The organism is Nostoc foliaceum FACHB-393 (assembly GCF_014698505.1).
Classification (GTDB): Bacteria; Cyanobacteriota; Cyanobacteriia; order Cyanobacteriales; family Nostocaceae; genus Nostoc; species Nostoc foliaceum_A.
Genome location: NZ_JACJTD010000114.1, coordinates 1 through 11,386 on the forward strand (window position 1 = coordinate 1; position 11,386 = coordinate 11,386).

Sequence of the window (11,386 nt, forward strand, 5' to 3'; positions counted from 1 at the left end):
TATTTAATAACGTTCAAAAAATACAAAAGCAGCAAAAAGCACTAACCCCTGTATCTATCAGGCTTTTAGCCTCATATACCACTTGACAGTAATTATTTAAAAGTGACAAATAATTCTTTAATGGACAGTTTTGCTGAAGATTGGAAACATTACCGTCCACAAGATGCTCACATAGCTGACCAGATTATTAATAAACGTGTTAACAAAGATCCTAATGATATATTCTCCGGGCATGAACCACCTAGAGCCTACCTTGATGTTCCTCGTGATGAACTTGCTAGAGAATGCCCAGAACTTGCAGCCAACCCTGAAGTTTTAGCTCTGGCTGAAGAGTATGAGTATGGAGCAATTTTATACTCTCTTTATCGCTGTCCTTTAGTTCATGCTGCTACTAACTCAAATCGAACGCATGGTTTTGCAAGAGGGGAACAAAGTATGTATTATTGGTCACTTGAAGGTAGCGGTAGAGTTACTATTGGCTTTGGAACTCATCTAATTAGTCGTTGGCTGCGTAATGCAGTTACTGGGTATGTTCAAGCTTGCCATCAAGCAGGTATTATTCCAGCAAGTAATATTGATGCTGGATCTAGCCAAGAAGAACGCTTCAAGAGACTTTGGAACAAAATTAAATAGTTACAGCGATTTTAAAATAAATAGACAACAGTGATTGAACTAAGCGAAAGCTTCGCTACTGTTTATGTAGCTCAATTACCTGAAAATTCGCTAATAACAATGGCTGATCTGCTGCGCGACTTGCTAGAGCAGCACTACGGAACTAAACAGTAAAAGCGTATTTACTGAAATACAGAAGTGGAAATGGAAGTGGCGATTGCTGATTGAACTTGTTAAATAGCGCCAAATATCTCCACCATTTCAGATGGCTATACCTGCTCTATGTTCTCGGCGATATTTGGTGGTTTGTATACGGTTATGATTTCATAAAATCATACCAAAGCCTCACTACAAACAATTATGGGAATTGGTTGAGATAACGTAGGTAAGCTATTATCTTGCAACTCTTGCATATTATGTTGACGGTAAATCTGTACTAGCTGGTTAAACAATTCCTTACCTGTAAAACCATCACGTCGCAGTTTGTTTAACTCGCGGTTAACAGCTTGGTTCACACTCAAGCGAAACGCTTTTTCTAAAATATTGACCTGACCTTTTACTTCCTCATCTGTAGTTGACTTAAAAAATATTCTCAGTTCCCGCAGAATATACCTTTGCCCCTGAGTCAAACGTTGGTTAAATTCCCGTTCTGCTTGGCGATGTTTTACTTCTTCTGCAAATTGACCTTTGACGCGCATCACAGCAGCGTTATGGTCTTTGGGAAGTGCCAAGGTGGGGCTAGTGTCATCAGCTTTAATTGCACCTAAGATACGGGGGATATCTCTAGAAATTATTTCTCCTTTATCATCTAATAAAAATAGTTGCTGATAGCCTTTGATATCAGGTCGATTGGGGTCGGAAGCTTCGCAGAAAATGTATGTCCCCTTTTGCATGGAAAATTTAGCGGTGCGAATACCATGCGGTAAATTAGCAATGCGTTCAAACTCACCTGGGTCTTCTTTTTGTAATTTTCTGAGGATTTCTTCTGCCTCATTCAAATCTAGAAAATTATCTTCATCCTCAATATCAAATAGACTCAACTGTTTACCTTGTTGTTCGTAAATGGCATACATTGCTTCTTCGTTGAGTCTTTCTGTCAGGTCAAGGATTGCAGCATCTTCACCTATGGTATCGTGAATTTCTTGTATTCTGTTTTTAAGTTTTTGTTTCAAACCTAAATTGCGCTCAATGCCTAGTTCTGGTAAAAAGTTATATCCATAGATGACATCTTTCTCACTGCCAATACGGTCAATACGACCAAAACGTTGAATAAGCTTAACTGGGTTCCAATGCAAATCATAATTAATGATCAAATCACCATCTTGCAGGTTTAACCCTTCTGCTAAGACATCGGTAGCAATCAAGGTATTAAGTTCTGATTCTCCGGGTTTAAATTTATATTCTTTGTTGGCTTTAGGGGCAAACCTTCCTACTAATCGTGCTTTATTTTTGCTGTTACCGCTATAAATTACATCAATATCATCACGCTGACCATCTGGGTTTAAATTATCAGATAAATACTTGGCTGTGTCAGCATATTGAGTAAAAATTAGACGCTTTTTATCTTTAAGATTTGGTTTATGTAACCATTTTATTAAAGTCTGTAATTTAGTATCTTTATCAGGGGTAATTGGTTCTACCAAATCCAAAATATTTTTCAATAATTTAATATCATGCTCGATATTTTGTTGTAATCTTTTTGCATCAAAATCCGATAAATTATATTTATTAGATACCTGTTTTAATGCGTCCATCAAATCTTGTTCTTCTGCTTGATTATAATCTTCCGAAAGCAGAGTTTGGGCTTCTTCTCCGGCGGGTACAAATCCTTGAGATAGTGCTTTTAAAAATCTTTCATGCACTATCAATAATTTTTTGATAGTTTGTTGAAAAGCGTAAACACTCGATTCAAAACGCTTAAATAATAATACCCGCATCAAACCCCGGAGGTTAGAACCTGCACGTTGTAAGGTGTTATAAGGTTCTTGCTTTTGTTTGTCTTTTAAAACATAGTTCCACAGGCCATAACGTGCATAGCTAAGTTCGTTTGTGGGTGGTTTAACCAGTTGACGCTTGCGGGACTTACCCATATATTGCCGTAAATCCTGATACAGTCCTTGGTATGTGTCCTCAATGCTGTATTCAATGGTTTCTAGTTCGCGTTTGGGGAAAAAGCGATGTTTACCACCAACGATGACATAAGCGCGTCGGGTTCCGTCTAGGTACTCTTTAAAGTTAGCTGGGTCAACTTGTTGATGAGTTTTTGAATCAAAACCATAAAAACGTAAGATGTGGTTGCGGGTACGGCGGATAAGGATATGAGAAAGTAACTCTGGTAATTTTTTCGCACCTTTTTCTACTAATTGAAAGTATTCTTTTAAATTAGGTGGGTCTATTGGTAAATCAGTTTTATCATCTTGATGAAATAATTTTAACTGGTGATAAATATCCCAAGCACTCTTATTTCGAGGAGTAGCTGTCAAAAAGCAACAACGTTTACCCACACCTAAAAATGCTTCTACGACTTTATATCTTTGAGTATTATTATTTCGCAGGTTATGACTTTCGTCTATAAGTACAAAATCTCTATCTTGAAATCTAAAGTTATTTAATAATGCTTTCACGTCTCCATCATCATCTTCTTTCAACATTCCCATTGAAAGGACACGAGCATTTAACTGGTAAACTTCATTATATCTATCCCACATTTCTATTAGTGGTGCAGGGCAAATAATTAAAGAACGTGCGCGTTCTACTTGTTCAAATCTTTTAATAATTGCAGCGCCAATAAAACTTTTTCCTAACCCTACTACATCAGAAACAAAAGCTCCGCCATAATCTCTGATATTTTGGACGGCATTATTAACAGCTACTTTTTGAAAATCTGCTAATTGTTTACTAATTTCATCTTCTATAATTAAATCTTTTGGCGCAGTATCTTCTAATCTATCTTTGACTAAAGCGTAGAGAGTCTTATAGTAAATATCATAAGGACGGACTATAGAACCCGCCCAAGATTGTTTCATCTCTTTCATTAATACTTCATTAAATTCTTCCGCTTCATTCCACAATTCATCAAACCAATGAGTTAATTCTGTATGGTTATCGTTTCCGTGGATGGTTACATTCAGTTCGGTATTATGGGTAATACCAGAAAGGGTAAGATTGGATGAACCTACAATAGCAATCCCTTTTTCTTGACGCTCTAAAGCTCTACCTTTGTTATCATAAACAGTACCGTAATCAAAAATATAGGCTTTGGCGTGTAAAGTTCCTTTTGTGTAAACGCGGACATGAAGCCGTTTTTCTTCTATCATTTGCACTAGGTTTTTAACCAACGTCTCGGCTTCATCCGTCTGATCCATTAATTCAATACTAGAACGAATATTGGCTGCTGTTTCATTCGCCATCCGCTTTTCTTCACTACGCTTCGGATATTTCTGCGCTTCGATTTTATCTTCAATCAATTCTAATCTTCGGTATCCTTGGGCGATTTGTTCAATGGTTTCGCGGTTGCTAGTATTGCCAATTAACAGGCGTAATTCTTTAATGCTAGTGAGGCGTTCTGCAATGGCAGTAAAGCCAGAAAGGAAAAAATAACCTACCGCAAAATGTGCCGCTTCTGTTGAGTCGAGAATGCGTTTAATTTGGTCTACTAATTTTTGGTTGCGGTTGTCTATAATATCGTGAGTAGGCATTGTTCAAGATGCTAGAACTTCACTGAGGATAACAACAGGTAAACCCGGAGCATTACGAAAGCCTTTATTGTTGGTGATAAATTGTTTACAACTAAAAGCTGATTGCATGGTTTTCCCTCAACATTTCTTAATACTGTAGGCGAGATTGTTCTTTTCTCTATTGTCCTACAGTTTATAGAGGGCAGCGACTCGCTCATCTATTTCTTTCTCCCATTCTTCACACTGTACACCTTTTGCATCAAGGCATTTTTGGACTAGTTTAGATATTGCTTGGCGATCAGTAGTTGAAGCGTTCGGAATAGGGATTTTACTCATATAAGTACCTCGTAACTCTAGCCTTCCACCCTTATCAGCATCACCAAGGACAGAACAGACATTTTTGAGGTACTCCCATACCGCAGATGAGTTAAGTATTCCAAGAAGATAATAATCAGCAATAGGAATAATAAAAGCTTTATCGTTAGTAAACGTACTTTTCGTATCAAAAGCAAAGCGTGATTCTTTTGCAATAACAGGATAAATAATTTTTGGGTTATCAAATTCTTGATAGTAAGCAACGTCATCTTGAATCTCATACCATCTATATCTACCTGCTTTACGTCCTGTAGATTGTTGACTATTGATTTTAGGTGTTAATTCTTTTTGCCACTGGGCTAAATGAGCTTTGATAACAGGATAAGCATTAATATCAATTCCTCTTCTTGTAAAAATTAACCATTTATCTTGACAGTTAATTCTCCACTTACGAATATCATCACCTACAGCTAATGGTTTAATAATTTCTGCACTTTTAGGGTCTTGTGCAATTAGTTCTGCTCGTTTTAAACCATCAATTACAAATGCTTGGTTAAAACCAGTTTTTACACCATAATAAATTTTTCCTTTGACATACTCACTTAATGGAATCCCTGCTTCTTCCATTTTTTTTATTCGGTTGGCAGAAGAAGTATCACTTAATATCCAGCTTGAACCATTTAGCGCATTATTTGGTAAAGTTTCTCCTTTATCTCTAATAATTGCTAAAACATTTGGATAAGGAAATTCTAAAGATTTTACCTGAGTGAAGAGAGTGGATTGATTTGCTATTTTTCCTTTTTGAGCAATAAAAATCATTGGGAAAGTCGCAGCACTTTTAAATACTGGTAACTCTCCAAAATCTGTAATACTTTTAACTTGGCAAGTATCAGCAATATACTTCTTTAACTTATCGCCATACTTAGCACGAAACCATTTATTAGGAGAAATAAATGCTAACATTCCGCCAACTTTCAAAAGCTGCAAAGCACGGGCATAAAAGAAACAATATAAATCAGATGTTCCATTATAAGTAGCTGGATAAATCTTTTGTAATGTCGGCTTTAAATCTTTAATTAATTCCTGTCTTACATAAGGCGGATTCGCTACCTGAATATCAAACCCACCATCAGCAAAAACCTCTGCAAACTCTACCGCCCAATCAAAACCTTCTGGTGCTTTACTGCTTCCATTAGTTATTAGCCTAATTTGAGTCTTTAACTCATTAATTTCTTCTTCTAACTTCCACTTCTTAACCCCTTCATGGGTTCGCATATAGTCAGCCTTACTTTGACTATATTGGCTGATTAATTCACTCCTAATCATTCCTGTATTTGCAGGACTCGGAGCAATCAGGCTATCTCCCACTTCAATTTTATATTTCAGGTTTGGTAGTGGTTTTGGCTTCTCGCCTTCATATTCAATCACTAGGGAAAGCCATAACCTTAACCGCGCAATATTAACCGCAAATACATCCTTATCAATCCCGTAAATATTATTTTCAATAATTTCTAATTTTCGTTGATAAACAGTATTAGAGTCTAACCCTTTATTTGCAAACAAACATTGACGTAAATCTAATAGCTCGTGAAGCATACCTAATAAATAAGCTCCACTTCCAGCAGCCAAATCACAACATCTAACTCTACGTAATGCTTCTAATACTGCTTCTGGATTAATTAAATGCTCTAGATTATGTTCATCAACAAATTCGGCTACTGCATCATGTGATTCATTTGCAAATTGGTTTTTTAAATACCCTTTTAAAGCCTCACGACACATAAAAGAAACAATCGGCTTGGGAGTATAATAACTTCCAGATTCATGTCTACCTGTGACGAGTTCCTCGAACACCTTACCCAACATTTCAGGATCTACCGCAACCTCAACATCAAGCGGGGTACTCTCAGTAACAGTAAAAGCAAAGCGTTGGAATAAGTCATGCAGAATAGTGTCTATACAATCATCTGGGATGAGAAATTGAGGGTTTTTCTCATCTTCACCTTGTTCAAAAAGACCACCATTCAAGTAAGGAACATTACCAATTAATTCTTTGAGAAAACCACCATTATTAATTCCGGCAATGTCGTCTTCTTGAGGGTTATTTAGCCCTGAAAAGAAGAGGTGAGAAAGTCTATCTCTATAAAAATTTTTGTCTGATACTCCGTCTTCATCCTGGTAAGATTCCCACAAAGCTGATAAATAATCAGTTCTTTTTTGGAATTTTAGCCAACCTTTTCTCTCAATAAAAACAATAAACATCAAACGGTTAAATAGCTTTTGAGTGAATAAACGTTTACGTTCTGAATCGGTCGCCCATTTAATTAAACTTTCTACTTTCTTAAAAGTTTTATGATATTCTCTGAAAAATTCCTGAGTGACAGCTTCAACATCAAACGCTTCATCATGACGTGTTTGAATATCTAACGGTGATGCATCTGGAATGCTTTCTAAATCTAACAGACTGATTCTTTCTGTTGCGGTGCGTAATTGTTCCCCTTCTCCAACGGTAATGCGGCGGAATAATCTTCGTTTTTGAGGTGAACTGTCATACTTGACATTCAGAAAGTGCCAGAGCGATTGTGATTTATTGGAAAATACAAATAAAGCGTATGGATGTTCTTGCAAAAGATGATTTACAACTACTCTTTCGCCTTGTCTGGATAAATTTTCTGACTTGAGACGAGTGTAAATTATATGAAATGCTTTATTAGTTCCTCCAGAAGCTAACAACAAAGGTTCGCCTTCAACTTCATTAGTAACTGCATCAGTCAATTGACGACGAGATAGTTCTTTATTTTCCCGTTCATAATTCAATTGACTCCAAAATAATCTTTTTAATGTGTCAATAGTTTTTAAATTTTGGAGCGAATGTTGGATTGACTCTTGCAGTTCTAATGTGGCTACCATGTATATACCCTGTTCCAGTAGTATGTTTTCCCCAAAACGCGCAAAAAATTCTGTCTACGGAGGTTAACTACGCAGTAATCATGAATAATTGAAAGCATAATAAATCGGCACTAGTCAGATAAAAATCTGCTGCACTTATGTATTGAAAAATTTCCGCAAAATATCTAGCCTAAATATGGAAATAACAACAGCGATATCCTGCTAACTTATTAATAGGTGTAACCAACTGCAAAATAATGCATATTCCCAGAGAAAAATGCATTTTAAAAGGAATATAGATATCACTTTATTAAGCTTTAACAAATTTAATTGAAGCCACCTAAAACTGCCAACAGAATTTATACTGAGGACGGAAAACCTAGAATAGTCTGCTAGGGAAATTCAGGTAGCTCCATGAAAAATAAAAATATATTTGTACTAATAATCTTTCCTTTTATTGAGCTTTAAACCTTTGGCAGGTGCAAAGCACTACTGTCCCCTGGTCGAATATGGATGTAACCTGATGTAGTCGCAATATCAGCATGACCCATTGTTTGCTGAATCAAGGGAACAGGCGTACCCCTCTCAGCATTGTGCGTCGCGTGGCTATGCCTGAGCCAGTGACAACTAACTTTCTCCGTCAGCCCTGCTCTTTCTGCTGCATCCTTAATTATTGGGTCAACATTTTGACGTTGCAGTGGCTTCATGCCTTTACCTTTACGACTCTTGAAGACATAGGCATCTTTGGCAGCATCTAAGCGGTAGTCCATCAATTCCTGCCACAGATATTCCGGCAGTAAAATGTGACGGGACTTGTCGCCTTTACCCACAACGGTAATTTGTCCGGTGCGATCGCCGACGGTGGGCGCAAGAGCGCCATCGCGTGGTGTAAAGTCTCGCCACTTCAACCCTACCAACTCTGACACCCGCAACCCAGCCACATACAGCAGCTTTAATATCAAAACATCCCGTATTTGTTGAGATTGGTAGCGATATTGGGCCCGTTCTGTCAGCCGAATCATCAAAGCGATATCAGTGAGAGTCAGTACTTTTGAGTGCAATCGCTGATCAAGTTTCTTTAACTTGATAGCAGCACCGGGGTTTTGCTTGATGTAACCAGTTTTATAAGCAAACGACAGCAAACTTTTAACCGCCGCGATATAGGTTTGAATAGTAGGCGCAGCCAATCCCCGATTATGCAAATACTCTGAAAACTCCACCAAATCTTCTACACTCGTGTGGGCGATCGCCTTGTTGACTCCTGCCAAAAATCCGGTGAACTGCGCCGCATACCGCCGATAACATTTTTGAGTACTTTGAGGCTTATCATGCAGCCACAGTTGAACTAAGCGCTGTTGGGCATCAACCGGCGCTAAATGGGATAATTGCTTACCTCTGGGTTTGACTACTACTACTGGTGTCATAATTATCGCGGATCTGAAACAGACAAAAGTGCAATTTTGTCTCCTTCATATCAATACAGCTATTCCGCAACACCAGGATCATTTCTCCCAAATTCTTTACCAATTTTGGTGTTGACTCAAACAAAATTCCCCAACAGCAGCAATGTCAGGTGTTTCTAAGTACATATACTTGAAGCCATTGTCCTACTACTAGCTTGGACTTTGGCTAATGCTTACATTACTTAGAGGGGCGATCATCTACGGTGAGCGGGTACGCCATCGCTCCAAATAAAATCAAAAGCCCCACCCTTACTAGCATCTAGGTGGAGTCTTGATATCAAAATTGATATCAGTTGGATACTGGAATGATTACGCTAAAACTCCCAAGGGACGAGGTGAGCGACATCGTGCCTGAAGCAGTTGATATTCTCTATGGAGCGATCGCCTTTAAACCAGAACCAGTAAAAAGTCTAGCCCACCTGCAAGTAGCAATGAACACCGTAAATATAAGTGTCTATTACTACTTACAGATGATGAGTAGTGACTTAGGGAAATCCATAAAAATAAATCTCTAGCGTTGGTGGTTAATTTGTGGGCGTAGTCGGGTATTCGCTTCTAATTTGGCTGGAGATTTATTTCGGGTTTGTGTCTTACTTACTCATCAAGTTGAAGTTGGGTTTAGTTGTCGGCGCAAGATCAAGGGACTTCATCGTTGGTATCTTTTAAGTCAAAAAGCTCCCTGATATCAACATCGAGCCTTTGGCATACTTTGAGAACCCTGATTACAGCACCCAGGTTTCTACCGTTCTCCCAATTTTGAACCGTTGTTTTGGTCAAACCAGTCTGTTGGGCTAAGTCATCCTGACTTAAGCCTTTGCTTTTCCTGTATTCCGCAAGCTTAGAAATTACCTTGGGTTCACTATTTCCCTGCTTTGACATCTTGTAGTTAAACCAATTTAGCTAATTCAATTGACGTAGCTAAGTAGATTTGGTTAAATAACTATAAAGACGATAGCAACCGTCCCGAAAAAACGCAGCTACCGCCTTTTAGTCCCAAAACAACTTAGCCAAAACGACTTAACTAATTATGTAGTAATAGCTTTAGGCGATCAAGCGATCGCTGTTTGTTGTTGCAACTTAATTTCTTTGGTGTCTCGTTGATGTGAATTATCAATGAGGCTGATTCGTGTCATTCCTGTCTCCCTAAATATGGCAAATATTCTGCAAGCAGAAGTCACGGTTCTGGGAACCAGGACACTTGCAATACACCACTTTGGCATTGACGCATTGCCGTTAGAAGCTAAAGAGAAAGATGGTGTTGCTGGCAACAGTCCCAATGAATGGAAAAAAACGGTTCTAATGGACGAGGAGAGGCAATTATTTCTGCTGCCAACTTACTTTTTTGGCGCAATCAAAAATGGCGGTAAAACAGTTAAGCGTGGTAAGAGTAACTTTCTTGCAGACATTGCCAGCACCTTGCAAGTAATGGACGAGCAAATTTATATCCAAAATAGTGCCTCCCAGCCAATAAAACTGCCAGATCCTCCTCAGATAGTTGAAGCAGGAACTGTTAAAAATGAGAAACTACCCGATAGCTATGTGGAAGTAATTGGTGTTCGTAACCCATCTACTAAAGCCAGAAATATCCGCTATCGTGTTGTAGTCAAACCTGGGTGGCGCTGCTCGTTTACTATTCTGTGGGATTCTGTGGTTGTTGATAGAAAGTCATTAGAGACAGCTATCGTTAATGCTGGTACTTTAGTCGGCATTGGCGATGGTAGAGGAAGCATTGGCTATGGGCGTTTTGATGTGACTAGTTTTGCCATTCTCTAGTATATGTTTTGCTCTGTTGTGTCCAGTCCAGTTGCGTCTAGTTACGTTGAGTCACGTCATGCCAAGTTAAGTCAAGTCATGTCATGTTATCAAGCAATTTGTATTTACAAATCAAGCAACGTCGTCAGCATCCAAACCTTCCTGTTTTTTGGTGGCGACGCCAGCCACTAGAACAATGGAAAGTTACGCGCCAACGCATTTACAACCGCGATCGCGGTATTTGTCAAAGTCCAACAGATTCACCTCCTAAAAACAGTGGTCTGTGCATGGGGGAAATAGAACTGAAAACTGCCCACATTGACCATATTCGTCCATTATCATCTGGCGGCAGCAACCACGCTTCAAATTTAAGAACCCTTTGCCCCATTTGTCATGCTCTTAGGCTTGATCAAAAACACGAGGGGATGAAAAGTAGGTTAGTCACAAAGGGCTTAATCCCAGTTAACTGGAAAAATTTTGTTTGGGATTAATTGTGTGCGATTGGACATAGGTACAGTCTCACAACTATATGGATGCCTAAGCCAGGGAGGTGATACCAATTTAAATGGGATACAGGGCAGATAAGGTAAACTGAGAATCGTTGTTAAGATACCTCTACCGATGGTTGGTGTCACCTCAATAGAAGTTAAAGAAAGTTTGGATGATTTGGTAGAAAGG

9 protein-coding genes are annotated in these 11,386 nt (G+C 38.5%); 5 read left to right on the top strand and 4 right to left on the bottom strand.

What is annotated here, in order from left to right:
• Positions 1-102 precede the first annotated feature (102 nt).
• Together H6G92_RS36630 and H6G92_RS40680 are read left to right on the top strand one after the other, a co-directional pair.
• Positions 103-633, top strand: a complete 531-nt coding sequence (locus H6G92_RS36630) for a hypothetical protein (protein WP_190901511.1) — start codon at positions 103-105, stop codon at positions 631-633.
• A 30-nt stretch (positions 634-663) separates the two neighbouring features.
• On the top strand, positions 664-786 hold the full coding sequence (locus H6G92_RS40680) for a hypothetical protein (protein ID WP_277926932.1): 123 nt from the start codon (positions 664-666) through the stop codon (positions 784-786).
• A gap of 158 nt (positions 787-944) precedes the next feature.
• On the opposite strand, the gene H6G92_RS36635 is transcribed toward H6G92_RS40680, so the two are convergent.
• The 3 genes from H6G92_RS36635 to H6G92_RS36650 form a co-directional block, all read right to left on the bottom strand.
• The gene (locus tag H6G92_RS36635; protein ID WP_190901512.1) at positions 945-4,310 is read right to left on the bottom strand and encodes a helicase-related protein; all 3,366 of its coding nucleotides are present in this window, start codon (positions 4,308-4,310) and stop codon (positions 945-947) included.
• A gap of 165 nt (positions 4,311-4,475) precedes the next feature.
• The gene (locus H6G92_RS36645) at positions 4,476-7,514 is read right to left on the bottom strand and encodes an Eco57I restriction-modification methylase domain-containing protein (RefSeq protein ID WP_190901513.1); all 3,039 of its coding nucleotides are present in this window, start codon (positions 7,512-7,514) and stop codon (positions 4,476-4,478) included.
• A gap of 443 nt (positions 7,515-7,957) precedes the next feature.
• Complete coding sequence (locus H6G92_RS36650; protein WP_190901514.1) at positions 7,958-8,917, bottom strand: tyrosine-type recombinase/integrase; 960 nt, start codon at positions 8,915-8,917, stop codon at positions 7,958-7,960.
• A 374-nt stretch (positions 8,918-9,291) separates the two neighbouring features.
• Between H6G92_RS36650 and H6G92_RS36655 the strand changes: the two genes are divergently transcribed.
• Complete coding sequence (locus H6G92_RS36655) at positions 9,292-9,471, top strand: hypothetical protein (RefSeq protein ID WP_190901515.1); 180 nt, start codon at positions 9,292-9,294, stop codon at positions 9,469-9,471.
• 121 nt (positions 9,472-9,592) lie between these two features.
• Here H6G92_RS36655 and H6G92_RS36660 read toward each other — a convergent pair whose 3' ends face one another.
• Positions 9,593-9,835, bottom strand: a complete 243-nt coding sequence (locus H6G92_RS36660) for a helix-turn-helix transcriptional regulator (RefSeq protein WP_114085490.1) — start codon at positions 9,833-9,835, stop codon at positions 9,593-9,595.
• Between the two features lie 234 nt (positions 9,836-10,069).
• Between H6G92_RS36660 and H6G92_RS36665 the strand changes: the two genes are divergently transcribed.
• Together H6G92_RS36665 and H6G92_RS36670 are read left to right on the top strand one after the other, a co-directional pair.
• The gene (locus H6G92_RS36665; RefSeq protein ID WP_242059481.1) at positions 10,070-10,729 is read left to right on the top strand and encodes a hypothetical protein; all 660 of its coding nucleotides are present in this window, start codon (positions 10,070-10,072) and stop codon (positions 10,727-10,729) included.
• Positions 10,730-10,812: 83 nt separating this feature from the next.
• Positions 10,813-11,199, top strand: a complete 387-nt coding sequence (locus tag H6G92_RS36670) for an HNH endonuclease (protein WP_190901517.1) — start codon at positions 10,813-10,815, stop codon at positions 11,197-11,199.
• The last annotated feature ends 187 nt before the right edge of the window (positions 11,200-11,386 follow it).